Annotated in this window: 22 protein-coding genes and 2 pseudogenes; 16 read left to right on the forward strand and 8 right to left on the reverse strand. The window is 59.9% G+C overall.

What is annotated here, in order from left to right; genetic code table 11:
* Window positions 1-12: 12 nt before the first annotated feature.
* From ED661_RS05375 to ED661_RS05385, 3 genes are all read left to right on the forward strand, one after another.
* A complete protein-coding gene (locus tag ED661_RS05375) occupies window positions 13-1275 on the forward strand; it encodes a pitrilysin family protein (protein ID WP_122072909.1) in 1263 nt (420 codons plus the stop codon).
* Window positions 1275-1859, forward strand: a complete 585-nt coding sequence (locus ED661_RS05380; RefSeq protein WP_122072910.1) for a GNAT family N-acetyltransferase — start codon at window positions 1275-1277, stop codon at window positions 1857-1859. The genes ED661_RS05375 and ED661_RS05380 overlap by 1 nt, the downstream gene beginning before the upstream one ends.
* Before the next feature lie 252 nt (window positions 1860-2111).
* Window positions 2112-3542 (forward strand): FAD-binding oxidoreductase, encoded by a 1431-nt coding sequence (locus tag ED661_RS05385; protein WP_122072911.1) that lies wholly within the window; start codon window positions 2112-2114, stop codon window positions 3540-3542.
* Between the two features lie 234 nt (window positions 3543-3776).
* Here the strand turns inward: ED661_RS05385 and ED661_RS05390 are convergent, their stop codons facing one another.
* The 5 genes from ED661_RS05390 to ED661_RS05410 form a co-directional block, all read right to left on the reverse strand.
* Entirely contained in the window at window positions 3777-4316 is a 540-nt protein-coding gene (locus ED661_RS05390; RefSeq protein ID WP_122072912.1) for an adenine phosphoribosyltransferase, read from the reverse strand.
* Window positions 4317-4456: 140 nt separating this feature from the next.
* On the reverse strand, window positions 4457-5014 hold the full coding sequence (locus ED661_RS05395; RefSeq protein ID WP_122072913.1) for a LysE family translocator: 558 nt from the start codon (window positions 5012-5014) through the stop codon (window positions 4457-4459).
* A 58-nt stretch (window positions 5015-5072) separates the two neighbouring features.
* Window positions 5073-6083 carry a DUF418 domain-containing protein gene (locus tag ED661_RS05400; RefSeq protein ID WP_122072914.1) on the reverse strand — a complete coding sequence of 337 codons (1011 nt, stop codon included), beginning with the start codon at window positions 6081-6083 and terminating at the stop codon, window positions 5073-5075.
* A 116-nt stretch (window positions 6084-6199) separates the two neighbouring features.
* Window positions 6200-7063 (reverse strand): S-methyl-5'-thioadenosine phosphorylase, encoded by an 864-nt coding sequence (locus ED661_RS05405; RefSeq protein WP_122073342.1) that lies wholly within the window; start codon window positions 7061-7063, stop codon window positions 6200-6202.
* Between the two features lie 164 nt (window positions 7064-7227).
* A complete protein-coding gene (locus tag ED661_RS05410) occupies window positions 7228-7656 on the reverse strand; it encodes a helix-turn-helix domain-containing protein (RefSeq protein ID WP_122073343.1) in 429 nt (142 codons plus the stop codon).
* Window positions 7657-7739: 83 nt separating this feature from the next.
* Between ED661_RS05410 and ED661_RS05415 the strand changes: the two genes are divergently transcribed.
* Window positions 7740-8237: a DUF2938 family protein gene (locus tag ED661_RS05415; protein ID WP_122072915.1), complete on the forward strand. Its 498-nt coding sequence runs from the start codon at window positions 7740-7742 to the stop codon at window positions 8235-8237.
* A gap of 113 nt (window positions 8238-8350) precedes the next feature.
* Window positions 8351-9994 (forward strand): SulP family inorganic anion transporter, encoded by a 1644-nt coding sequence (locus ED661_RS05420; RefSeq protein ID WP_122072916.1) that lies wholly within the window; start codon window positions 8351-8353, stop codon window positions 9992-9994.
* A 125-nt stretch (window positions 9995-10119) separates the two neighbouring features.
* On the opposite strand, the gene ED661_RS05425 is transcribed toward ED661_RS05420, so the two are convergent.
* Both ED661_RS05425 and ED661_RS05430 read right to left on the reverse strand, forming a co-directional pair.
* Complete coding sequence (locus ED661_RS05425) at window positions 10120-10761, reverse strand: CatB-related O-acetyltransferase (RefSeq protein ID WP_122072917.1); 642 nt, start codon at window positions 10759-10761, stop codon at window positions 10120-10122.
* 9 nt (window positions 10762-10770) lie between these two features.
* Entirely contained in the window at window positions 10771-11376 is a 606-nt protein-coding gene (locus ED661_RS05430) for a flavin reductase family protein (RefSeq protein ID WP_122072918.1), read from the reverse strand.
* Between the two features lie 92 nt (window positions 11377-11468).
* Between ED661_RS05430 and ED661_RS05435 the strand changes: the two genes are divergently transcribed.
* From ED661_RS05435 to ED661_RS05450, 4 genes are all read left to right on the forward strand, one after another.
* The gene (locus ED661_RS05435) at window positions 11469-12026 is read left to right on the forward strand and encodes a GNAT family N-acetyltransferase (protein WP_122072919.1); all 558 of its coding nucleotides are present in this window, start codon (window positions 11469-11471) and stop codon (window positions 12024-12026) included.
* Window positions 12027-12074: 48 nt separating this feature from the next.
* Window positions 12075-12842 carry an EcsC family protein gene (locus ED661_RS05440; protein ID WP_122073344.1) on the forward strand — a complete coding sequence of 256 codons (768 nt, stop codon included), beginning with the start codon at window positions 12075-12077 and terminating at the stop codon, window positions 12840-12842.
* 141 nt (window positions 12843-12983) lie between these two features.
* On the forward strand, window positions 12984-13514 hold the full coding sequence (locus tag ED661_RS05445; RefSeq protein WP_122072920.1) for a DUF1178 family protein: 531 nt from the start codon (window positions 12984-12986) through the stop codon (window positions 13512-13514).
* Between the two features lie 47 nt (window positions 13515-13561).
* The gene (locus ED661_RS05450) at window positions 13562-14203 is read left to right on the forward strand and encodes an SDR family oxidoreductase (RefSeq protein WP_122072921.1); all 642 of its coding nucleotides are present in this window, start codon (window positions 13562-13564) and stop codon (window positions 14201-14203) included.
* Between the two features lie 124 nt (window positions 14204-14327).
* On the opposite strand, the gene ED661_RS05455 is transcribed toward ED661_RS05450, so the two are convergent.
* Entirely contained in the window at window positions 14328-16127 is a 1800-nt protein-coding gene (locus ED661_RS05455) for a trypsin-like peptidase domain-containing protein (protein ID WP_122072922.1), read from the reverse strand.
* Between the two features lie 273 nt (window positions 16128-16400).
* Between ED661_RS05455 and ED661_RS05460 the strand changes: the two genes are divergently transcribed.
* The 7 genes and pseudogenes from ED661_RS05460 (at window position 16401) to ED661_RS05485 (ending at window position 25284) form a co-directional block, all read left to right on the forward strand.
* Entirely contained in the window at window positions 16401-17363 is a 963-nt protein-coding gene (locus tag ED661_RS05460; protein ID WP_122073345.1) for a glycine--tRNA ligase subunit alpha, read from the forward strand.
* A 95-nt stretch (window positions 17364-17458) separates the two neighbouring features.
* On the forward strand, window positions 17459-17986 hold the full coding sequence (locus ED661_RS05465) for a DUF6446 family protein (RefSeq protein WP_122072923.1): 528 nt from the start codon (window positions 17459-17461) through the stop codon (window positions 17984-17986).
* Between the two features lie 108 nt (window positions 17987-18094).
* Window positions 18095-19303 carry a sodium/glutamate symporter gene (gene gltS / locus ED661_RS05470; RefSeq protein WP_122072924.1) on the forward strand — a complete coding sequence of 403 codons (1209 nt, stop codon included), beginning with the start codon at window positions 18095-18097 and terminating at the stop codon, window positions 19301-19303.
* A gap of 57 nt (window positions 19304-19360) precedes the next feature.
* A pseudogene (glyS, locus tag ED661_RS05475) lies at window positions 19361-21079 on the forward strand (glycine--tRNA ligase subunit beta); the annotation flags it as partial.
* Window positions 21053-21577: pseudogene (locus ED661_RS22390) on the forward strand (DALR anticodon-binding domain-containing protein); the annotation flags it as partial. The pseudogenes glyS and ED661_RS22390, both read left to right, overlap by 27 nt.
* 322 nt (window positions 21578-21899) lie before the next feature.
* The gene (locus ED661_RS05480; protein ID WP_122072926.1) at window positions 21900-24458 is read left to right on the forward strand and encodes a putative PEP-binding protein; all 2559 of its coding nucleotides are present in this window, start codon (window positions 21900-21902) and stop codon (window positions 24456-24458) included.
* A gap of 178 nt (window positions 24459-24636) precedes the next feature.
* Window positions 24637-25284 carry a cell wall hydrolase gene (locus ED661_RS05485; protein ID WP_122072927.1) on the forward strand — a complete coding sequence of 216 codons (648 nt, stop codon included), beginning with the start codon at window positions 24637-24639 and terminating at the stop codon, window positions 25282-25284.
* Window positions 25285-25436: the final 152 nt, after the last annotated feature.

The raw sequence follows: 25436 nt of genomic DNA on the forward strand, positions 1-25436 counted from the left end.
GAGATCTATTCAGTGAGCGTCCAACAGCATCAACTGGCCAATGGCTTTCGCATCGTGACGGAGGCCATGCCGGGCTTGCAATCTGCCTCGATCGGGATCTGGGTCACCGCTGGTGGCCGCAATGAACGGCTTGAACAGAATGGCATCGCGCATTTTCTGGAGCATATGGCCTTTAAGGGTACCGAGAAACGCTCGGCCCTGCAGATCGCCGAGGCGGTTGAAGATGTGGGCGGCTATATCAACGCCTATACCTCTCGTGAAGTAACCGCCTATTACGCGCGGGTGCTGAAGGATGATGTGCCGTTGGCATTGGATGTGCTGGCGGATATTCTGCGCAATCCGGTGTTTGACCCGCGTGAGATCGAAGTCGAGCGTGGGGTGATCCTGCAGGAGATCGGTCAGGCACTGGATACGCCGGATGATGTGATCTTTGACTGGCTACAGGAAGAGAGCTACCACAATCAGCCGCTGGGACGCACTATTCTCGGTCCGGCAGAACGGGTCAGTGCCTTTAACCGCGATGACCTGACGCAATTCGTCAAGGAACACTATGGCCCTGGCCAGATGATCCTGTCGGCGGCTGGCGCGGTGGATCACGCAGAGCTGGTCAAACTGGCTGAAGATCTGTTTGGCGATATGGAGGCGCGGCCATCACTGGTGATGGAACCGGCCTCTTTCACCGGGGGCGAGGCGCGCCATGCCAAAGATCTGGAGCAGGCGCATTTTGCCCTGTCCTTTGAAAGCCCAGGCTATCGTGACGACGCCATCTATACCGCACAGATCTATTCGGCAGTGATGGGCGGGGGCATGTCGAGCCGCCTGTTCCAGGAAGTGCGTGAAAAACGTGGGCTGTGCTATACGATCTTTGCCCAGGCTGGCGCCCATGCCGATACCGGCAGCACCACGATCTATGCGGGCACCTCTGGCGATCAGGTCGAGGAGCTGGCTCATATCACCGTGGATGAGATGAAACGCGCCGCATCGGATATGTCAGATGCGGAAGTCGAGCGGGCCCGCGCCCAGATGAAGGCAGGCATGCTGATGGGGCTGGAAAGCCCTACCAACCGGGCCGAACGTCTGGCGCGTCTGGTGCAAATCTGGGACCGGGTGCCTGCGCTGGAAGAGACGGTGAAATTGATTGATGCTGTCAGCACCGAAGATGTGCGCACCATGGCAGAACAGCTTGCGGTGCACGCGCCAGCGGCAATGGCGCTTTACGGGCCTGTTGAAGGGGCTCCAAGCCTCGCGGCACTTCAGGAGCGCCGTGTTGCCTGATGCTGCTGGGCCGTCGCAAACTTCGACTTGAGACCGAGCGGCTGACGCTGCGCCCTCCGGTACATTCGGATTTTCAGGCCTGGGCGGCACTGCGGTTGCAGAGCCGTGATTACCTGACGCCCTGGGAGCCGGCCTGGGCCTCGGATCATCTGGGACGCAAGAGCTTTACCAACCGGGTCTACTGGGCGCAGCGCTCGGTCTCGGCGGGCACTGCTGTGCCGTTGTTTCTGATCCGGCGCGAGGATCAGGTCATTGTCGGGGCGATCACCCTGGATAATATCCGCCGAGGCCCGGCTATGGCTGGGACGCTGGGCTACTGGACCGGGCAGCCCTTTGGTCGTCAGGGTTACATGCGTGAGGCCATAGGCGCCGTAGTGCACTATGCATATGGCAAGCTGGATCTCAGCCGGATTGAGGCCGCCTGCCTGCCGGAAAACGCAGCTTCTCGCGGCTTGTTGGAGAAATCCGGGTTCAAATATGAGGGCGTAGCCCAGTCCTACCTGCAAATCGGTGGGCGCTGGCGCACCCATGTGCTCTATGCCGCGCTGCGCCATGATCGCCGGGGGCGTACTCAGGCAGGCTAGTTCTTGTCCTTGCGGTGCTGGTCTTTCAACTGGCACAAGTGGATCGGTAAGCGGCAGCGCTCCCGCCTCTTCCGCGACAGCCTCAGCCCTTTCGGCCCGGGGCTGTCACTCAGAGTTGGGCCGGGCGCCGCGCTGGCGCGCGGCGCGGTTGCGCCCCTTGGAAGCCCTCGGCGTGGATTCTCTAGCTGGCTCTTCTGGGGTGGGGGTGCTGGAATGACTTGCCAAGGCGCCGCGGATTGGGGATGCAAGGGGATGAGCTATAGATCCGCCGATACCGCCTTTGCCGACAGTTTGTCTTCCTCTTTGCCTGAGGGCGTTTTAGCACCCTGCGCACCCAGATATCTGGAGGAGCCGCGTGGACGTTACCAAGGGCAGGCTGGCGTATTGGCCAAACCAAACAATGTCGCAGAGGTCGCTACTTTGCTGAGGGCAGCAAATGCTGCCCGGGTGCCCGTGGTGCCCTATGGCGGCGGTACCGGGCTGGTGGGGGGGCAGGTGAAACCGGTAGGGGCTGCCCCCCTGGTGCTCTCACTCGAGCGCATGGCCAAGATACGGGCGGTCTACCCGCAGGAAAATGTCATCTTGGCTGAGGCAGGGGCGATACTGGCGGATGTGCAGCAGGCCGCTTTGGCTCAGAAACGATTGTTCCCACTGTCCCTGGCGGCAGAGGGCACCGCGCGCATCGGTGGCAATCTGGCGACCAATGCTGGCGGGGTGAATGTGCTGCGCTACGGCAATGCGCGTGATCTCTGCCTGGGGTTGGAGGCGGTTTTGCCAAATGGCGAGATCTGGAACGGTCTGACACGTCTGCGCAAGGACAACACGGGCTATGATCTGCGCAACCTTTTGATCGGCTCGGAGGGCACTCTGGGGGTAATCACGGCAGCGGCACTGAAGCTGTCTCCGATTCCGGCGCATCAAGGCGTGGCCGTCTTTGTGGTGCCCTCGCCCCAAGCGGCAATTTCACTGCTTGCGCTGGCACGGGATCAATTGGCGGAAGCGGTAAGTGCCTTTGAACTGATGCATCGCCAGGGGCTGGAGTTTCTCGCTGAGCATCTGCCGCAACTGCGACAGCCCTTTGCTCAGGCGCCGGAGTGGTCGGTACTGCTGGATCTGGGGCTGGCGCGCGGACAGGATCCGGTTGCGGCTCTATCGGATCTGTTTGAAGCAGCCGTTGAGGCCGGGCTGGCCGAGGACGGGGTGATTGCGCAGTCGAAAGCCCAGGCAGATGCGCTATGGGCGGTACGCGAGCAGATCCCGGAGGCCAATCGGTTGGTCGGTTCGATCTCAAGTCATGATATCTCGGTGCCGATCTCGGAAATCCCTGATTTTATTCGACGCGGCAAAGAAGCAATAGCAGCCCTGGGCGAAGGCGATATGCGGATCAATTGTTTTGGCCACCTCGGGGATGGTAACCTGCACTACAATGTCTTCCCGGGACATGGAAAATCCCGCAGCGACTACGAGGGGCTGCGCGGTGCGGTGAAATCCGCGGTGCATGATCTTGTGCAGGACATGGGGGGCTCATTCAGTGCGGAACATGGGGTGGGCCGGATGAAGGTTGCGGATTTGCAGCGGTATGGCGATCCGGTGAAGATCGCAACGATGCGCGCCATCAAACAAGCCCTGGATCCACGTGGAATCATGAACCCCGGCGCGGTTCTTCCCTCTGAAGATATCTAGTATCAAGAAAGGGAGGGCTCCCGCGCAGCCTGCTCCCTCCAATCAGGAGGAAGGGCTGCTTGGGCCGGGCGCCGCGCTGACGCGCGGCGCGCCTTTTTGGCTCAATGAGCCAAAAAGGCCATGCCCAACGGGAAGGGATCCATTTTAATGGAGACCTGACGGGCGGGAGGGCTATGCCTTTGAGGGCATAGTGACCAATCCGCAGGTAAGGAGCTCTTCTTGGACAGTTCTGACCTATTCGCCTTCGAACTCGCATAGAACATGCACGTCCATACCAAGGTCTTCCAATACCTTGCGGCCGCCTAGATCTGGCAGATCGACGATGAAGGCGCAGGAAATGATCTCTCCGCCCAGCCGTTCGATCAGTTTGATACCAGCGGAGGCGGTGCCACCCGTGGCCAGCAGGTCGTCTACCACCAGGACTTTCTCGCCGGGTTGGATCGCATCTTCGTGGATCTCAACAATGGCCTCACCATATTCCAGTTTGTAATCCTGGCTCAGGGTGCGGCCCGGCAGCTTGCCCTTCTTGCGGATCGGTACAAATCCGACACTCAGCTGATGGGCAATGGCCCCGCCCATGATAAAGCCACGGGCCTCGAGGCCAACCACCTTGTCGATCCGTTCTCCGGCATAGGGGTGCAACATCTGGTCGATGGCCATGCGAAATCCACGGGGATCAGCAAAAAGCGTGGTGACATCGCGGAACATGATGCCCTCATGCGGGAAATCAACGATGGTGCGGATATAGTCTTTCACAGAAGTCTTTTTGGGCATGGAGAGGCTTTCTCTTGCGTGGCGGATCTGGGCCCGATGGCTGTAGAGCGGTCATAGACTGCCAATCAGGTCCCGGCCAGCAGGGTTTGGCGCAAGGGATCACCGCTTGCAAGGGGCAAGCGGTGATCAGGTTCGAAATGTCAGGCTGCTGGGCGGCGCAGCAGCGCAGTGGCCAGACCCATGGCGACCAGGGCAGCACCGCCAACCCGGGTCAGATTGGCAATTGCTTTGGGTCGCGAAATCCAGAGCCGCAACCGATCTGCCAGCAACGCATAGGCCAGCGCGTTCAATGCGGCCAGCCCTACGAAGGTGGCAATCAGGATGACAAACTGAGGGGTCAGCGCGTCACCCGGGCGAATGAACTTCGGCACAAAGGCGATAAAAAAGGCAATGGATTTGGGGTTCAGTGCCGTCACTGTGGCTGTGTGCCCAAAGACACCAGGGGCGTTTGCTGCGTCAGTGCTGACCAGAACCTCCAAACTGCTGGCCTCAGAGGCGCTGCGCCAGAGTTTCACCCCGAGCCACAGAAGATAGGCGGCGCCGACCCATTTCAGGACGGTAAACAGCGTGGCCGAGGCCACTGCCACTTGGCGACCCTTGGAGAGCGCGTAACTCAGCACCAGCAGCACGGTTGGGCCCGGGATCAGCAGCAGAGCTGCAGAGGCAGAGGCAAAGGCAAGCCAAAGCGTGAAGTCCATGGGGTTTTCTTTCTCATTTTCCCAACCAGCACAGCAAAAACAGCGGACCTAAAGGAGGTCAACGGAAAACTTCAGAGATCCGGCGCATCAGGGCTTCGAGCGGACCGCGAGAGGAAATGAGGTTCCAGATCCAGGTGAGGAGCATGGAAAGCGCACAGAAGCCGAGGCTGAAGCCAAATATGGCCTCTGGCGTGAGCGACCCATCCAGCTGCCCCATGGCTTCAAGCGTGCCCATGCCCAGAATTATATGGGCCACATAAAGACTGAGCGCCATGCGCCCAGGGGCTGCCAGCCATTCCGCCAGGCCCAGTCTGTCCAGTGGATTTCCCAGCCGCAGCATGGCTCCGATCACCACACAGGCGCTGCCACTGGAAGCAATCAGGTAAAAGGGGCCGGGCGGTATGGAGACTGTGCCAAAAAGCTCGCGCAGTTCAGGATCCTCAACAAGCTGACCGGGGAGCGCGGCCAGCAAGGCTGCGGCCAGACCCCAAAGGATCAGGCGGTTCTGCACCTGCTTTTGAGCCAGCTCCTGCCGTCCGACCCACATCCCCAGGAAAACAAAACTCACCCAGGGAAAAACCGGATGCCAGCCGTTGAAAAACGAGTGCCGCAGAAACCCTTCCGGGGTCCAGAAGTTCGAATAGACCAGGGTCGCCCAGTTCCAGTTGGCCTCATAGTCGAGCAGGATCATTCCCACCAATCCAACAATGGCCGCACCAAGAACTGCCCATAGGAATATGCGAGAGGGTGCGGCAAGAAAGGGCAGGGCGACCAGAAAATACAGGGCATAGTAATGCAGGATATCGGCCTCAAAGGTCGTCAGGTTTGCCAGACCCAGGGCAAAGAGAACAGCCGCCCGAGCTGCAATGACCCGTTTGGGCGTGCTGGTGAGTGTGAGGCCGATCCCGGCCAGAATGACAAACAGGGCGGCGGCACGCCCCTCCAGGCCATTGGTCAGGATGGAGGCAAAATCCGTGCCGGGTGTGACCTCAGCCGCGATGCGGAAATTCACCAGAACCATGCCGCAGAAGGCAAAAAAGCGGGCAATGTCCAATCCGTGAAGGCGCATATGTTTTGTTCTCGCAGAAAACCTCTGGTTGCTTCTATCAAGGGGCGCAGTCGGGCAAAATAAAGGGGGCGGAAGAATTTTCCCGCCCCCTGTTGCATTTACCTTCCTGTGGAGGCTCAGCTCAGAACCCGTCCGGCCACAGCCTCCAGTTTTGCAAGCAGGGCAGGGTCGCGTTTTTCGGGTGCGGTCATGATGGCAAATTCCAAGGCGCGATCACAGCCATGCGGGCAGGGGGCGCGTTCAGCGCCAAGCAGGGCGGGCAGGCGGCGCACCAGTTCGCGACCATTGCTGGAGTTGCCCTGCAACGTCGCCAGGATATCGCTGATATCCACCGCTCCGTGTTCGGGGTGCCAGCTGTCGTAATCGGTGACCATGGCGATGGAGGCATAACAAAGCTCCGCCTCGCGGGCCAGTTTAGCCTCCGGCATATTGGTCATGCCAATGACATCACAGCCCCAGCTTTCGCGGTACATCTTGCTTTCGGCCATGGAGGAAAACTGAGGTCCTTCCATGCAGAGATAGGTGCCGCCGCGATGCACTTTGATCCCCGCCGCCTTGGCCGCCTGTTCTGCGGCATCGGAGAGCCGCTCACAGGTCGGATGGGCGACGCTGACATGGGCGACACAGCCGGTGCCAAAGAAGCTTTTTTCGCGGGCGAAGGTGCGGTCGATGAATTGATCGACAATGACAAAATCCCCCGGCGCCATTTCTTCGCGAAACGACCCGCAGGCGGAGACGGAAAAGACATCCGTCGCACCCAGCCGTTTCAGCGCGTCGATATTGGCGCGGTAGGGCACTTCAGTTGGGGAATGCACATGGCCGCGCCCATGACGCGGCAGAAAGGCCATTTTGACGCCCCCGAGGCTGCCGGTGAGGATCTGATCCGACGGGGCGCCCCAGGGGGTGTCGACACTGACCCATTGGGCGCCTTCCAGCCCGTCGATGTCGTAAATGCCTGAACCGCCAATGACGGCAATCATGGTGTTCTGGGGGTCGGAGATCTGTGTCACGCGCTGCACTCCTGTCTGTCGCTGCTGTCGCTACTTGGTCTCAAGGGTTGTGCCTTTCTGCGCGCGGTTTGACAACCGCGCGGCCTCCGGCGGGAATATTTTTTGAAAGTTGATAGAGCGGGCTGCGTACAATCCTATAGTTTTTGCCTGTCTGCATTGGTCCAGGTCAGGGCCTCCGTCATCATCTTGCGAAAACTGGGGCATTGGGAATGACTTGGTGCCTGACAGGTGGCAACGTGGCGCAGGGCGCGGGACAGCAGCGTGAGCTCTCGCACCCGGTGGTCGACTTCCGCCGCGCGTTCGGCAATCCGGTCACGATCGAGTTCAAACTCGGCTTGAGCCCCGCTTGCAGGTCCAAGCGTGGCCACTATTTCCTGCAGTGAAAATCCAGCACGCCGCCCCAGGGCCACCAAAGCAAGACGGTCCAGAACGGAGGCATCGTACTGACGTCTTAGGCCTTTGCGGCTATCTGCGGCAATCACGCCAAGCGTTTCATAATAGCGCAGCGCCGAGGGTTTCAAGCCGCTGCGCTGGGCAACCTCGGCGATATCCAGAGATTTCATCGAATTCATCCTTGACCTCAAGTTGGCTTTAATTCGGACAGTACAAATTCCTAACATCTACGGACAAGGAACAGGAGAGAAAGATGGAATTTGATTGGTTTATCATTCAACTGGCAGCTTTGGCGGGTGTGATCGCAACTGTCGTCATTGATCTGTTGGGTTGGATACGGCGGCGCTGGTTTGGAATATCTGGACCAGATTGGGGGTTGGTCGGGCGTTGGCTCTGGAGGTTGCCGCAGGGGGATCTGGTGCTGGAACCTCAAGATAGGGTGAGGCCCGCGATGCTGTGGGAGCAAAGTCTGGGCTGGGTGTTTCACTATGGCGTGGGGATCGTATTGGCGCAGGGTTTGACCGGGATTGTGGGGTCTAGCTGGCTGACATCTCCGGAACCGGTAGTCCCAATTCTTTTTGGGCTATCCACAGTGGTGCTGCCGCTTTGCCTGATGCAGCCCGCGATGGGCGCCGGGTTTGCAGCCCGTAAGGCGCCAAATCCAGCTCTGATGCGATTGAACAGCCTGATAACCCATGGGGTGTTTGGTGTTGGGCTATATGGGGCGAGCCTGGGGGTGCAGTTGCTTTAAGGGGCAGATGATGACGTGTGCAGGGGGGGCTGAACCCTTCTCCCTTGTGCCATTGGCGATTTTCCGCTAGGGGCGGGCTGCGAAACTAAGCTCCCCAATCACAGGTATTTCCCATGAGACGCGCCGCCATGGCCCTGCTGGCCAATCGTATTTCCCCGCCCAACCTATCGATCATGCAGGATGAGGGCTGGTCTGTTGGCCGCGTCCGCACCGAGCTCTTGTCGGGGCTGACTGTTGCGCTGGCTTTGGTGCCCGAGGCAGTGGCCTTTGCTTTTGTTGCCGGGGTGCATCCGCTGGTGGGGCTTTATGCGGCTTTTCTGGTGGGGCTGGTTACGGCACTGATCGGCGGCCGTCCGGGGATGATCTCAGGCGCGACCGGGGCATTGGCGGTGGTCATGGTGGCCCTGGTGGCACAACATGGCGTTGAGTATCTCTTTGCCACGGTAGTGCTGATGGGCGTGTTGCAGTTGATTGCCGGTGTTATGCATTGGGGCAAATTCATTCGCCTGGTGCCGCATCCGGTGATGCTGGGCTTTGTGAACGGGTTGGCAATCGTGATTTTCCTGGCTCAGATGACCCAGTTCAAAGTGCCCGGCACCGATGGGGCGGAGTGGCTGTCGGGCATGCCCATGATGCTGATGCTGGGTCTCGTAGGTCTGACCATGGTGATTATCTGGGGGACGCCAAAGATTACCTCGATCATCCCGGCACCCTTGGCTGGGATTGGCATTGTTGCCGGCATCGTGATCATTTTTGGCCTGGATGTGCCCCGGGTTGGGGATATGGCCTCCATTGAGGGCGGATTGCCCTTTATTCACAGTCCCTTTGGCGAAGGCATCGGCATCTATGGCGACGCTCTGGCGCCGCTGACCTTGGAAACCCTGTGGATCATCTTGCCCTATGCCGTAATTTTGGCGGCCATCGGATTGATTGAAAGCCTGCTGACGCTGAATCTGGTGGGAGAAATCACCGGCAAGCGCGGTGGCGCCAGCCAGGAATGCATCGCGCAGGGGACGGCAAATGTGATCACTGGTTTCTTTGGCGGCATGGGCGGCTGCGCCATGATTGGCCAGTCGATGATCAACGTGAAATCCGGCGGTCGCACGCGCATCGCGGGCATTTTTGCCGCCCTTTGCCTGCTGGCCTTTATCGTTGTGGCCTCGCCGTTGATTGAACAGATCCCGTTGGCCGCCCTGGTAGGGGTGATGTTCATGGTGGTGATCGGCACCTTTGCCTGGAACAGCCTGAAAATCATGACTAAAGTACCGCCGATGGATGCCTTTGTCATCGTGCTGGTGACCGTGGTGACAGTGATGAGCGATCTGGCGATTGCAGTTGTGGTGGGTGTGATCGTCTCGGCGCTGGCCTATGCCTGGAGCAATGCGCGCCGCATCCATGCGATCACCCGGGAGTCGGAAAGCGAGAAGGGCGCCAAGGTCTATGAGATCGAAGGGCCCCTGTTCTTTGGTTCAACAGATGGGTTCATCGAGCTGTTTGACGTGGAAAACGACCCCGACAAAGTGATTGTCGAGTTCAACCGTAGCCGGGTTGTTGATCAGTCGGCATTGCAGGCGATTGAAGCCGTGGCAGGTAAATATGAGGCGGCGGGTAAGATCTTGATGCTACGCCACCTGAGCCGCGACTGTCACCAGCTGCTGACCAAGGCGGGCCATCTGATGATCGATAGCGATGATGATCCCGAATATCAGGTAGCGGTAGATTATTCGGTCAAGACCGGGATCCTGGGCGGTCACTAACCCCCCCTATTCTTGCTGTTATCAAGCGGTCGCGCCCCTGACGGGGCGCGGCTGTTTTTTTTAGAGGGTAGCCTCTGAGGTGCTAAGCCATTGTGATCTCGCGTGCCCTTCCGGGGGAAGGGCAATCAGTCGGGGGCAAGAGCTTCCAGCATGTCGAGATCCCCAGTCAGAAGTGCCGGTTCGGCGCGGGCCAAAAGCTCTTGCGGCCAGTGCCACCATTTCAGCGACAAGAGGCGGGCGATCTGGGGTTTTGAAAAGCGGTATCGCGCAACGCTGCCAGGATTGCCGGTGACGATGCCGTAGGGCGGTATGGTGCCCCGCACCACGGCTCCGGCGCCGATAATGGCGCCATCTCCAATGCGGGCACCGGGCAGGATCAGGGCGCCATAACCGATCCAGACATCATGGCCGATCACGGTATCGCGGGTGTCTGGCTGGAAACCCGCCATCTGGGCGGGATCAAATACCGGAAAGGGATAGCAGCTGATCCCATCCTGGGCATGATTGGCGGAGGCGGTGATAAAGCGCACCCCATGGGCGATCTGGCAGAACCGTCCAATCACCAGACGTTCGCGGGCACCGGCAAAGAGATAGGGGGCCAGATGCGTTGCCCAATCTGAGGGAGGCTCAAAATCAGACGCATAGGTGAAGGCGCCAACCTGGAAGTTGGGGTGATCAAGGGCTTGTGACAGCATCACGGTGCCGGCATGGGCCTGACCATCGGGGAGCACAATTGGATTGCGTAAACTCGGGTTTGGGAGGGGCATCAGTGGGGCTCAATCGTCGGGGCGCGCCAGCGAGAAAACATCCCGCACGACGGTGTAATCACGATAGCCCATACGGGCCAGGGGCTGAAAGCTGGTCACGTCAAATATGCCATCCCGCAGGCAGTCATCGCGCAGGTGAATACCGGTGACCTCTCCAAATGCAACGCGGTTTGCTGCCCCGGGCAGGGTCACGATCTGGGTCAGCTTGCATTCCAGCGCGGCAGGCGCGCCCTCGATGCGGGCACAGTTGATGGTGTCACATTCCACTGGCGTGAGACCGGCATGGGAGAACTCATCTACCTCCTTGGGCAACATCTCGGAGCTGGTGTTCATCGCATCGCGCATCTCAAAAGCCACGATATTGACGCAGAACACGCCGGTCTCCTCGATATTGGCGAGGCTGTCCTTGGTGCCGGCCTGGTCCTCTTTGCTTCCGGTGGAGGCAAACATCACCTGCGGTGGCGTATAGGCGACGCCATTGAAGAACGAGTAGGGCGCAAGATTGTTGCTGCCATTCGCGGCGCGGGAGGAAATCCAGCCGATGGGGCGTGGGGTAATCAGGGCGTTAAAGGGGTTGTGCGGCAAGCCATGGCCGTCTTCGGGTCGGTAGAACATCGCGCGTCTCCAATTGTTTGCCCCAGGCTTACGCCCGTGCTAGGGCGATTTCCAGCCCCTTGAGAGACGGGCAGGGACGGAGGCCGCAGGGCGTGATCGAACTTATGGCAGAACAGCCCGGCGACCGCTGGGAGGTCGAGGCGCTTTATGACCTGTGCTTTGCGCCTGGGCGTGAGGCCCTGTCCTCGTACCGTTTGCGCGATGATGTGCCGCCGGTTCCAGGGTTGAGTCAGGTGGCCCGCGATGAGCTGGGTATTCTGGCCGGTGCGATCCGGTTCTGGCCAGTTCATATTGAAAGCCCGGTATCGTCTGAAGGTTCTACGCCCGCCAAAGAGCCAAACCGGGTGACGGCACTATTGCTGGGGCCAGTGGCGGTGCACCCGACCCACCAGGGCGAGGGTTTGGGAGGCTCACTGATCCGCGACAGCCTGGCCAAGGCCGCCGAACTGGGCTGGCAGAGAGTCATGCTGGTGGGCGATGCGCCCTATTATCGCCGCTTTGGCTTCGAGCGTCTGGAGCATGTGGAAATGCCCCCGCCGACCAACCCGGAACGGGTATTGGGTCTGGCCTCTGCCAGCGGGGCCTGGGAAGGGGTCTGTGGCCGGGTCACCCGCTGGCAAGAGGCGGACCTTGCCGCCGGAAGGCCTTGAAAGTTGTGACGCCTGGGCCAATCTCTTTGAGTGAGGGAGGCCATGTCGATGACCGAGATTTTGCAAGAGAAGCCCCACCTGTCTCCGGTTGAGATAGAAGCGGAGCTGGACGCGTTGGCGCGGCGGTATCAGATGGCCAGCGGTCTGGGGATCAATCTTCTCAACTTGATTGGTGGCCAGGTCGAAAACCTTCTGGTGAAATTGCCCGCCGCGCCGCGTGCCCAGCTGGGGCAGGCCACCGAACAGGCGCTGCATCTGGCGATGCAGGCGGCGTGCCAGTCCCGGCGGTTGGTGCCGGGACAGTCGCGCAGGGTGAATCGCCTGGTCAGCACCGCGATGGGCGCTGCAGGCGGTGCGGGCGGATTGCCTGGGGCGCTTGTCGAGCTGCCAGCTACCACGGCGTTTTTGTTGCGTACGATACAGGATGCCGCCGCGGCAGAAGGGTTTGACCCCAATGCCGAGAGCGTCATGTTTGATTGTCTGCGTGTCTTTGCCTCGGCAGGACCGCTGGCGCGCGATGATGGCAGCGATACGGCCTTTGTTTCGCTACGGGTCAGCCTGTCGGGCCAAGCGCTCAATCAGGTGATCACCACGGTGGCACCACGCCTTGCCACCGCGTTTGGCCACAAACTGGCGGCGCAATCAGTGCCCATTCTGGGGGCGGCGGCCGGGGCGACGGTGAACTATGTCTATTCCGGCTATTATCACGAAGTCGCCTTGGTGCATTTTGGTCTGCGCCGTTTGGCGATCGAAGCGGACCAGCCAGAGGCAGAACTGCTGGCGGATTTTGTCACACGCTTGCCTTTGAGGCCCTAACCTACGTCAGACTTCGATATTCGGCTTTTGGCAGTGTATCTAGGATCGGGTGCATCTTGGGGGTGATTTTCTGTGTCATTTTTGGACTTGATCTTGCATTTGTTGCCCCGTTAATCAGCAAAGCCTGCTACGAGTAAGAGAATGATAAACTACAGCCTTAAATGCGCCCAAGGGCATAGCTTTGACAGCTGGTTCCAATCCGCTTCCGCCTTTGACAAACTGTCGGCGGCAGGTCTGGTGGCCTGTGCCTTTTGTGGCAGCACCGAGGTCGAAAAGGCCATTATGGCGCCTCGGGTACGCACCGGGCGCAAGGCTGTTTCAGGCATCGGCGAACCTGAGTCGGCAGCAGCTCCAGCGGCCTCCCCCTCAACACACAGCACTGCACCAGATCCTGCTGCTGCGCCTGAGAGCGGCCCAGGGGCCTTGAGCACCCCTGTGAACGGTCAGGCCGCCGAGATGCAAAAGGCCCTGGGCGAGCTGCGCCGCAAGGTCGAGACAAACTCTGACTATGTAGGCAAAGATTTTGCCAGCGAGGCCCGCGCCATGCATCTGGGGGATGCGCCAGAACGTGCGATCTATGGTGAGGCCAAGCCGGAAGAGGCCAAGGCGCTGATCGACGAGGGTATTCCGGTTCTGCCGCTGCCCTTTGGGCGGGGCCGAAAAACAAATTAGAGGCTTGCACAGATGACCCCATTTGACCAATTAAGAGGCAAAATCTTATGCATGTAGTAATTACCGGTGCAAATCGTGGAATTGGCCGCGAGATGGCGTCTCAATTGACTGCGGCTGGGCATGAGGTCACAGGGACCGCGCGTGATGCCTCCTGTGATGTGGCGCTGGATGTGACCGATCCAAAACAGCAGGCGCGGCTTGCAGCGCATCTGGAGGATCGACCCATTGATCTGTTGGTTTGTAATGCGGGCGTCTATCTCGACAAGGGAATGTCGCTTGAGGATTACACTGCCGAGATCTGGAGCCAGAGTCTGGCGGCCAATGTGACTGGCGTGTTTCTGACGGTTCAGGCCTTGCTGCCCAATCTGCGCCTCGGGGCCGCACCAAAGATCGCAATCATTTCGTCGCAGATGGCCAGCCATGCCCGCGCGCCCGGTGGCAGCTATGCCTATCGGGCCTCAAAGGCGGCTGTGTTGAACCTGGGACGTAACCTCTCCACCGACCTGCAGCCAGAAGGCATCGCTGTTGGCATCTATCACCCCGGTTGGGTGCGCACCGAAATGGGCGGTGAAGAGGGGGATATCAGCGTTGAAGACTCGGCCACTGGTTTGATTCAGGAGTTTGATGCTTTAACGATTGAGACCACGGGCTGTTTTCACACCTGGGATGGCCGTATCCACGCTTACTGAGGCAGGGTGCCGTTCAATTCGGATTAAAGAAAAAGGACGCTGGTGGAGCCCCACCAGCGTCCTTTTTCTGTGGTCGTCGCCCCGGTAGGTTGCAGGGGCGGCGCATAGTCTTAGGCGTTGGCGCTTACTTCCAGCAGCTGACCAAAACGGTCATGCCCGTGGCCCGGTTCACCAGGGCCTGATTTGGCAACGGGGTGCCGGAGGGATGCGATTGCACCTCCAGCCCGACAGCTTCCAGAGCACTGCGAATTGCCTCCGCGTTGGCGGCAAAGCTTACATCGGCGGGCAGCTGACGCCCCTGAGTGCCCTGTGGCAGCAACATGCCAAGCACGGCACCGGAGGCATCCACCACCGGGCCACCTGCATCGCCGGGCTGGGCGGTCAGGGCGAGGCGGGCAACAGTGCTGTCGCCTTCCAGGCTTTTGACGTCGGCCAGTTTGCCCCAGGTGAGGCTGGGCGCTCCAAGCACACCTTCATAGGAAAAGCCGGAAACGGCAATTTCTGATTGCAGGCGGGGGCTTTGTGGGCTGAACTCCGCCACGGCCATGGGGGCCAGGGACTGGGTCGGACGCAGGATTGCCATGCCAGACTGGCTGTCTGAGGCTAGGATGTCGGCGGGGTAGCCGTGATCCAGCGTGACCCTTGTGCAGCCCTGCACCACATCTGCGGTGGTTACGACCACACCGTCACTGCTGACAAAAAAGCCAGAGCGCGACATCTTGGGTTTGCGAATTTCCAGGCCAGAGAGCAGGTCAATATCCTGCTGGATATCCGCGCCTGCGGCATCGTCAAGCACCCCATCCGCGCGCTCAAAGCTCGCCTGCATGGCAGCAAGAACACGGGTGCGGCGGGCCTCGTCATTGGCGGGCCAGATCAGGGTGAAACCTTTGATCTCACCATTTTTGAGGCTGGCCTGTGTGAAGGAGACAAAGCGGCTGTTGCGCCCCTCCAGGGTAAAGCTCTTGTCTTTGCGCTCACGGGGGCCGTCCAGAGGCACAATTTCCAAGGTCTGCATAATGTCATAAAGACCATAGAGCGTGCTCTTGTCGCCGCGCTGGCTGATCAGCAGCACCCGCACACCCAGATCGCTTGAGCTGTCGTAATGGGCAAAGGGGGGCTCATAGCGGTTGAAGGCAACTTCGCCCGCGGGGATTTCCAGCGAAATTCCGGCCTGACTGTCGGTGATGCGACGCATGCCAACCGAGATCAGCGGCGCGTTATAGTCGTCCAGCAGGATCTGCCGCTGCGCCGTGGTCAGAACACCAGTGACCTCAAAGCCTTTGGCGGTTTGCCAGTCAGACATCGAGCGGCGGGTGCCACGGCCAAAAGCGCCATCAATGGCGGAGCTGTAAAAACCGGCGGCCTTAAGGGCGATCTGCAGATCCTTGCGCTCATCTCGGCTCAACCGCTGCTCGCTGCGGCGGGCCTCGGCGCGGGTTTCATCAGGCAGGGCGGGGGCGGCAGGTTCTGCAATCACAACTGTCTCAGGTGTAGCCAGCTGTTGCGCGGTCTCACCGCCCTCAGCAGAGGCCACAGCCTCAGGAGCCTGGGCTGGCTGGTTGGCCTGTGCGGCGTCTTCACCCAGGGGGTAGAACTGGTTGCGCAGGTTGTTGGGCAGGGCGATAAAGCTGTCACGCGGGATCTGGCCCTCGGCGCGATAGACCTGCAAGACCCGATTCGCGTCTTCGCGGGTATAGGGGCCAATCAGGACACCATACCAGCCGCCGCCCAGGGAAAATCCGGCCACATCCGGGATCTTGGCGGCAAAGGCCTGGGCTTCTTGGTTGGCGCTGGCCAGGGTGGGGCGTGCAGCCACCTGAATCCAGACCGTATCCTGCGGGTTTTGCTGCGCCTGCGCCGGCGCAACTAGAAGAATGGCAAGCGCATTGAGCGACAGCACCAATGCGGCAATCAGTTTTCTCATTATCAGGACCCTATCCCGGTGAACCAAATTATTGCCGCGCAGATAAACATTTTGCAGCGGTAAAGGAAACGCCCCTTACAGGGGGGAATTCCCCACTTGATGCAGCAATCTGGTGATTATGGCCTTAATGCCACGGCAAAATGTCATGTTGAGACGCCAAGGGGGCAGCGCGGCAACGATCTGTGGCGCATTGCGCGCTTCTAGCCGTTGACCCTGCCGGGGGGCTTGCATAGGAAGAACCCCGCATGTGCTGCCAATACGAAGGATTTGGATATGACCCAGACCGCCACCCAGACCACCGGCCAGACTGGTGCAGCCGGATCCGCGCCGCGCTCCTTTCAGGAGATCATTCTGCGTCTGCAGAACTATTGGGCCGTACAGGGCTGTGCCGTGATGCAGCCCTATGACATGGAGGTCGGGGCCGGCACGTTCCACCCTGCGACCACCCTGCGCTCGCTGGGCAGCAAGCCCTGGGCGGCAGCCTATGTGCAGCCCTCGCGCCGTCCCACGGATGGGCGCTACGGCGAAAACCCCAACCGGTTGCAGCACTACTACCAGTTTCAGGCACTGATCAAACCCAGCCCCCCCAATCTGCAAGAGCTTTACCTCGGCAGTCTTGAGGCCATTGGCGTTGATATGGCGCTGCATGACATCCGCTTTGTCGAGGACGACTGGGAAAGCCCGACACTGGGCGCCTGGGGGCTGGGCTGGGAAGTCTGGTGTGACGGTATGGAAGTCAGCCAGTTCACCTATTTCCAGCAGGTTGGCGGCCATGACTGCCACCCGGTCTCGGGCGAGCTGACCTATGGTCTGGAACGTCTGGCGATGTATGTGTTGGGTGTCGATCACGTGATGGACATGCCCTTCAACGACCCGGACGCGCCGATCCCGCTGACCTATGGCGATGTCTTCAAACAGACCGAAGAAGAATATGCCCGTTGGAACTTTGACGTGGCCAATACCGACGTTCTGCTGCGTCATTTTGAAGAGGCTGAGGCCGAATGCGCCACCATTCTGGCGCAGGAATACGACGACCCCAAGACTGGCAAGCGTATCGTCATGGCACATCCCGCTTATGATCAGTGCATCAAGGCCAGCCATATCTTCAACCTGTTGGATGCGCGCGGCGTGATCTCAGTCACCGAACGCCAGGCCTATATCGGCCGGGTGCGGAACCTGGCCAAACAATGTGCGGATGCCTTTGTGCAGACCAGCGCCGGTGGCTTTGCTGGCTGATCCCTGCTTGGGGTATCAATTGAGCCCGCAGCCCCTGCGCGCCGTTGAACCGGGCGCAGGGTGTGATGCTGGCCAGAAAATGAGGGCTTTTGCCAATGTTGGGTAAGTTTCTTGCGATTGTACTTGTGGTTTCCGGCCTCGCGGCAGGTGGCGCCATGTATTACCTGCAGGTCTATGGCTATTACGATGAGGTCGCCCTGACGCCGGGCAAAGATGTGGTTTTGCTGCCTTTGGGTGAAACGGAGCCCCGTCCCATTGCCTATGGTGACTTTCAGGCGATTGATGCGGGCAGCTCACCCATTCGCTATCGCGCCTGTTTCACCACCGCACTGGCGCCTCAGGAATTGGCGCAGCTGTTTCAGGTCTCAGAGCAAAAGCACCCACGCAATGCGCCGGGATGGTTTGACTGCTTTGATGCCGAGGCCCTGGGCGCGGCACTTGATGCGGGTGCCGCAACGGCCTTTATCTCGGTCAAGAATATCTCCTACGGGGTAGACCGTATTGTGGCTGTGACCGATCAGGGGTTGGGCTTTGCCTGGCATGAGCTGAACGCCTGTGGTGAAAAGGCCTATGACGGAACCGTGGTCGGAGAAACCTGTCCGCCGCGCCCGCAGAGTAACTGACGAGGCTGAGCCGACAAGGGCCCTGCCTTAGGCGCAATAGACCTGGGCTGGTACCGGCTCAAAGAGCGCTTCGGGTCCGTTGTTGTTGCGAAAAAGAGGAAGGCTGTGATGGAAACTGCGCTCACCATTCCTGATTTTATCTCAGTGACGCTTGGCTTTGCGGTCTTTTTGCTGGGGGCGCAGCTCAACAATCAGGTGCAGTTCCTGCGTCGCTACAATATCCCCCAAGCGGTGACTGGTGGTTTGATTGCGGCTGTGGCCGTGATGATGGTCTATAGTCTGACCGGCCTGGAAATCAGTTTTGAAATGGGCAGCCGGGATATGTTTCTGGTGCTGTTCTTTGCCGCGATCGGGTTGAACGCCCGGCTGTCGGACTTGATGGCTGGGGGGAAGCCACTGGCGATCCTGCTGGTTCTGACCCTTTTGACAATTCTGGCCCAGAATGTGATTGGCGCTGCAGGGGCGGTTGCCTTTGGCTATCCGGCTCAGGCTGGTGTTCTGATGGGATCTGCCGCGCTTATTGGGGGGCATGGCACTGCAATTGCCTGGGCACCGGAGGTCGCAACAGCAACCGGATTGACCGGCGCGCCAGAGCTTGGCGTGGCGGTGGCGACCCTGGGTCTGGTGCTGGCAGCACTGGTGGGCGGGCCGGTTGCCCGCATCCTGATCAATCGCAACGGCTTGACCCCCAATCGCCCTGAAGAAGAACATACTGTTGGTGTTGCACATGAGGAGGCCGAGACAGCCGTGATTGATCATCTGGCTCTGATCCGGGTGATGCTCTACCTCAATCTGGCAATTATCCTGGGTTATGCGCTGCACGCGCTGTCGCAGGTGGTGGGGCTCAAACTGCCGCTCTTTGTGCCCTGTCTGGTGGCGGGAATCGTTCTGGCTAATCTGCGGGCCCTGATCGCACCCAATGCGCCTGCTGTGGCGCGGACACCGGCTCTGGCCCTGGTGTCGGAATTTTCCCTTGGGGCCTTTCTGGCGATGTCGCTGATGAGCCTGCAGCTTTGGACCATCGCGGATCTTGGCCTGACCATCCTTGTTATCCTGCTGGCGCAGACCCTGTTTGCCGTCGGCTTTGTGCTCTTTGTGCTGTTTCCGGTGCTGGGCAGCAACTATCGCGCCGCCGTACTGGCTGCCGGTTTTGGCGGTTTTGCTCTTGGGGCTACGCCAACAGCCATTGCAAATATGACCGCAGTGACCAAACGCTATGGACCCTCTCCTATTGCTTTTGTAGTACTGCCCCTGGTTTCCGCCTTTTTTGTGGATATCGCCAATGCCATCGTCATCCAGGCGATTGTGAACTTCTGAGGACCCGAGATGCCCGACCTGCTGATTGAACTGTTTTCCGAGGAAATCCCGGCCCGCATGCAGGGGCGTGCGGCTGAGGATCTGAAAAAGCGCATGACCGATGGTCTGGTCGAGGCGGGTCTGACCTATGCGGGGGCTGCGGCCTTCTCGACCCCGCGTCGCCTGACTCTGGCGCTGGAAGGTCTGCTGGCCGAAAGCCCCACCCTGCGCGAAGAGCGCAAGGGACCAAAAGTGGGCGCGCCGGACAAGGCGATTGAGGGCTTTTTGCGCGGCGCTGGGCTGACACGCGATCAGCTGGAAGAACGGGACACCCCCAAGGGAGCTGTTTATTTTGCTTTGATCGAAAAGCCGGGCCGTCCGGCGGCAGAAATCATCGCCGAGGTTCTGGAAGCCACCATTCGCAACTTCCCCTGGCCCAAAAGCATGCGCTGGGGCACCGGCTCGCTGCGCTGGGTGCGGCCTTTGCATTCGATCCTCTGTCAGCTGAGTGATGAGAATGGCGCTGAGGTGGTGCCGCTTGATATCGACGGGATCCAAGCGGGCAATGTGACCCAGGGCCATCGTTTTATGGCGCCGGGCGAGATCACCGTGAATGGTTTTGAGGACTACACTGCCAAATTGAAGCGTGCCAATGTGGTGCTGGACCCGGTCGAGCGTCAGCAGGCGATCTGGCAGGAGGCCGGCAATCAGGCCTTTGCCCGCGGGCTGGAACTGGTCGAGGACAAGGGGCTTCTGACCGAAGTGGCCGGTCTGGTGGAGTGGCCGGTGGTGCTGCTGGGCGATATCGATGCGGAATTCCTGGATCTGCCAGCAGAGGTGCTGCAGACCTCCATGAAGGAACACCAGAAGTTTTTCTCGGTAAAGAACCCCAAGACCGGGCGCATCGAGGGCTTTGTCACCGTTGCCAACCGCGAGACCGCGGATCAGGGCGCGACCATTCTGGCGGGCAATCAAAAGGTGCTGTCGGCGCGTTTGGCCGATGCCAAGTTCTTTTGGGAGAATGACCTGCGGGTGGCCAAATCGGAGGTCGGCATGGAGGGCTGGAGCGCGCAGCTGTCGAATGTCACCTTCCACAACAAGTTGGGCACTCAGGCCGAACGCATCGACCGCATCGCCGCCCTGGCACGCGAGATCGCGCCGGTTGTTAGCGCCGATGCCGATCTGGCAGAGCAGGCGGCCAAGGTGGCCAAGGCGGATCTCAGCTCCGAGATGGTCTATGAATTCCCCGAGCTGCAGGGCCTGATGGGGCGGTATTACGCTGAAGCCGCAGGTCTGCCGCAAGAAGTCGCCAATGCCTGCGAGATGCATTACTCGCCGCTGGGCCCCTCGGATGATGTGCCGACGGAGCCCGTCTCGGTCGCCGTGGCGCTGGCCGATAAGCTGGATACATTGACCGGGTTTTGGGCCATTGATGAAAAGCCTACAGGGTCAAAGGATCCCTTTGCCCTGCGGCGCGCTGCCCTGGGTGTGATCCGGCTGGTGTTGGAGAATGACGCCAGAAGTGAGTTAGACCGTTTGCTGCTTAAGGCATATTTCCCGCATGCAGCACGTCGTGATAGTGCAGATGGAAAAGAACATCTGGAGCGGAGAGCGGCTTACATCGCGGCTACAGGGCTCAGCGCTGACGACCTCCGAATCTTGGAGATGAAAAACATCTCTAAAGAAATTTCTGATCATGGTGTATTCGGTGCTTTGATTGAGGCGATAAAGGCAAAAGACAGCCCAATTTTCAGTGATAAAATAATTTTGGACGATCTCCTCTCCTTCTTCCATGACCGCCTCAAGGTTTTCCTGCGCGATCAGGGTATTCGCCATGATGTGATCGACGCCTGTATCGCCATGGACGGAAATGACGACCTGACTCTTCTGGTGAAACGCGCCCGCGCATTGGAAGACTTCCTGAAATCCGAAGATGGCACCAACCTGCTGCAGGGCTTCAAGCGCGCCAATAACATCCTGACCCAGGCTGAGGAAAAGGACGGGGTAGAATACTCTTACGGGGCAGATGTGAAATTTGCCGAGGACGAGAGCGAAAAGGCGCTGTTTGCGGCGCTTGGCGAGAGCGAGGGTGCGATTTCCGCGGCCATCGAGGCCGAGGATTTCGCGGCCGCCATGGGCGGCATGGCGGCCCTGCGGGCGCCGGTGGATGCGTTTTTTGAGGCGGTGCAGGTGAATTCCGACAAAGATATCGTGCGCCGCAACCGTCTGAACTTGCTGAGCCAGATCCGCAAGGTCTGTGGCCAGGTGGCGGATCTGACCCGGATCGAGGCCTGATCCCGCATAGGGAGTCCCGACATCCCAAAGGGCTGCACTGTGTCGCAGCCCTTTTTCTTTGGCTGGGGAGGCGTTTCAGGGGGCGAACTGCCCCTGAAACGCCAGATCAAGTCTGGGGCCGTTTTGCATCGCCTCAAGGCTGAACCCTGCGATGCAGGGCCGCTGGCGCGGGCCTTGACCCGGTGCAAAGCGGCAAAAGGCGCCTGTGGCCAATAGGAAGACGCGGCGGAAATTCGGCAGGGCTTTGGGGCTTCACCCTTGCGAAGGGGGCTGGCGTGATTATGCTGCGGGCAACTAAAAGGTGCCGCAGTGCAGAAAATCCATGTCTGAGATCCCACTTGCTACTTTGATCACCGCCACCGCGCCGATTGAGGCCACCAAACATGGCGGACGCGCCAAGTGCCTGCAGCGTCTGGTACGGCTGGACCTGCCAGTGCCCTGCACGGTGGCCCTGTCTTTTTCTGCGGTGCAGAAAGTGGCAGCGGGTGAAATGCCGGACATTCCTGCCATTCTTGCAGAGTTCTCTGAAGATGCGCTGCTCTGTGTTCGGCCCTCGTCTGAGGTGCCGGATTGGGGTGGACCCAGCGCGGTACTGAATATCGGCATGAATGATGCGCGCTATGTGTCCCTGAGCGAGGCTCTGGGGCAGGAGGCTGCGGCCTCGCTCTATCTGCGGTTTGTGCAATCCTATGCGGTGCATGTGGCGCGGTTGGACCCGGATGTTTTTGACGATGTCGAAGACGGTGGGCCGGATGCGTTGCGCGAGATCCTGCAGGCCTATGAGGCAGAGACCGACGAGGTTTTTCCGCAGGATCCGGGCGAACAATTGGCGGCGGTGCTGAGATCAATGGCGCGGGCCTGGGAGGGCACCTCGGCGCGGCTGTTGCGGCAGGCCAAGGGCGCGCCGGCCGATGCCGGGCTGGGGCTGGTGGTGCAGGAGATGATCCCTGGGTTGGGCCAGGGAGAATGCGGATCGGGCGTGATGCAGCTGGTGGATTCCGATACCGGCCTGCCACAGCTGACGGGGCGCTATTTGAGCCAGAGCCAGGGCCGCGAGGCACTGGGGGCGGGCACTGAAGCGCTGTTTTTGGAAAAGGACTCGCGCGGCCCCTCGCTCGAGGAGCTGGCGCCGCAGGCCTTTGCCTCGATCAAGGCGGATGCCGCCCTGATGCGGGAGCGGCTGCGCGAAGAGATGCAGGTGGAGTTTGTGATCCAGAATGGCCAGGTGCATATTCTGGATGGGGTGCGGGTGCTGCGGTCCTCCCGTGCGGCGGTGCGCATTGCCGTGGCGCTGGCGCAGGATAGTATCATCCCGCCGCATGAGGCGGTGATGCGGGTCGATGCCCATGTGTTGAACGAGCTGTTGCACCGGCAGGTGGCGCCAACGGCTGAACGTGATCTCATTGGTGCGGGCATTGCTGCCAGTCCAGGTGCCGCAACCGGGCAGCTGGTGTTTACCGCTGCCGAGGCTCAGTCCAGTGCGGCGCGCGGTGAGCCCTGTGTTCTGGTCCGCCGCGAGACCTCGCCTGAAGACGTGCGGGGCATGCACGCTTCGGTGGCGGTACTGACCGGAAAGGGCGGCATGACCAGCCACGCAGCAGTGATTGGCCGCGGGCTTGGGCTGCCCTGTATTGTGGGCGCGTCGGATATGAAGTTCGATTCCCGCAAGAAACAGCTGGTCTCTGCCAAGGGGCGGGTCTTTCGCTCCGGTGATATCGTCACCATCGATGGCAGCAGTGGCGAAGTGCTGGCAGGGGAACCGGAGATGCTGGAGGCAGCCCAGGATGATGCCTTTCAGGCTTTGCTGACCTGGGCGGATGAGGCCCGTGACATTGGTATTCGCGCCAATGCCGATACCGCGGCGGATGCGCAGACCGCGCGCAATTTCAATGCCCAGGGGATTGGACTGTGCCGGACCGAGCATATGTTTTTTGACCCAGGCCGCCTGACGGTGATGCGGGAAATGATCTTTGCTGAAACCTCCAGTGGCCGTGCTGCGGTGCTGGCGCGGCTGCTGCCAATGCAGCGCGAAGATTTTCTGGAGCTGTTTCGCATCATGGAGGGGCTGCCGGTCTGCATTCGCCTGTTCGACCCGCCGCTGCATGAATTCCTGCCGACAACAAAAACTGGCCAGCGCGAGCTGTCCGAGGCTCTGGGCATTCCGGTAAGTGATGTCACCCGCCGGGTCGAGGAAATGGCTGAGTATAACCCAATGTTGGGCCTGCGCGGGGTGCGTTTGGGCGTTACTGTTCCAGAGATCTACGACATGCAGGCGCGGGCAATTTTTGAAGCCACACTTTTGGCCTCCAGAGATGGCGCTGCGGTGGTGCCGGAGGTGATGATCCCGCTGGTCTCTGCCAAGCGCGAGGTCGAACTGGTGAAGGCACGGATCGATGCGGTTGCGGCGGCTGTTGCCTCCGAGCAGGGCGAGAGCTTTGACTACCGTCTGGGGGTCATGGTGGAAACACCCAGAGCGGCCCTGCGCGCCGATGAGATTGCGCCGCATACCTCGTTCCTGAGCTTTGGGACCAATGATCTGACGCAGATGACCTATGGGCTATCGCGTGATGATGCGGGACGCTTCATGTCCAATTATGTCCAGCAGGGGGTCTTTCCCGAAGACCCCTTCCATGTGCTTGATGTTGACGGAGTGGGTGAGCTGTTGAAGCTGGGGGTGCAACGGGGCCGCAGTGCCAATTCCGAGGTGACCCTGTCGATTTGTGGCGAGCATGGCGGCAACCCCGAATCGATAGCTTTTTGTCGTGAGGCTGGTTTTGATTATGTGTCCTGTTCCCCCTTCCGGGTTCCAGTGGTGCGATTGGCAGCAGCGCAGCTGGCAATTGGTGAGAAAACAGGCACGGTCTCCCCAACATACACATAAAATTAAGAAAAATTTGATTTTTCGAGCCACGACACAGCCAGGTCTGTGATCGTGCCTTTGGGGGCGTTTTGTGCTCGGCGGACCTGGAACTGGACGTTTTGCGGGAATGTGTTTAAAGGAAGCGATCGCATTGGACTGGGGAGGCCGTGCGCAAGTGGACAAATTGAGGATCCCTGACATGAAATTCCTGACCTTGGCTGCCCTCGCGGTAGCAACAACAATGACGGGACAAATGGCCAAGGCCGAGACGGGTTTGAGCGCCCTTTTCAAGCGTGAGCAATCGACCCTGAACTCTGTTCCCGGCTCTCGCCTGTCGGGGTTTCTGGGTTTCAAGGTGCGCCCCAAGACCACCTCCCCAGCAGAGATCACCTTTACCAAGGCCTGGCTGGATGAACAGCCGGTGGCCACTGGTGATGCAAACTTTGCCTGTCTGGCTGAAGCTCTGTACTTCGAGGCGCGCGGAGAGACCGTCAAAGGTCAGTTCGCCGTGGCTGAGGTTATCATGAACCGGGTCAAGTCGGCCCAGTTTCCCAATACGCTTTGTGGTGTGATCAATCAGGGCACCGGGCGGCGCTATCAGTGCCAGTTCACCTATACCTGTGATGGCCACGAAGAGGTGATCCGCGAGAAAAACGCCTATGTGCATGGGGCCAAGATTGCCCGCATGGTGATCGACGGTGCCGCCCCCGATCTGACACAGGGGGCGACCTATTACCACACCACGGCTGTCAGCCCGCGCTGGAGCCGTAGTTTTACCAAAACCACCCGTATCGGCGTGCATCTGTTTTACCGCGATGACCGCTATCGCACCGCCTCTACCGAATAAACGCGGTATTCCCGGTGTGCCGGCAGGGCGCTGGCGACAGTCTGAGCGGTATCAAGAGACCTGCTCAGGACGCCGCATAGCCCATTTTGCGCCGCATTCGATGCCTAGTCGGACGTAAGCGAGCCTGTTATCGCGGGGGCAACCACGTAGAA

The sequence above is a fragment of the Pseudophaeobacter sp. EL27 genome, assembly GCF_900313025.1.
In the GTDB taxonomy this organism is placed as follows: domain Bacteria; phylum Pseudomonadota; class Alphaproteobacteria; order Rhodobacterales; family Rhodobacteraceae; genus Pseudophaeobacter.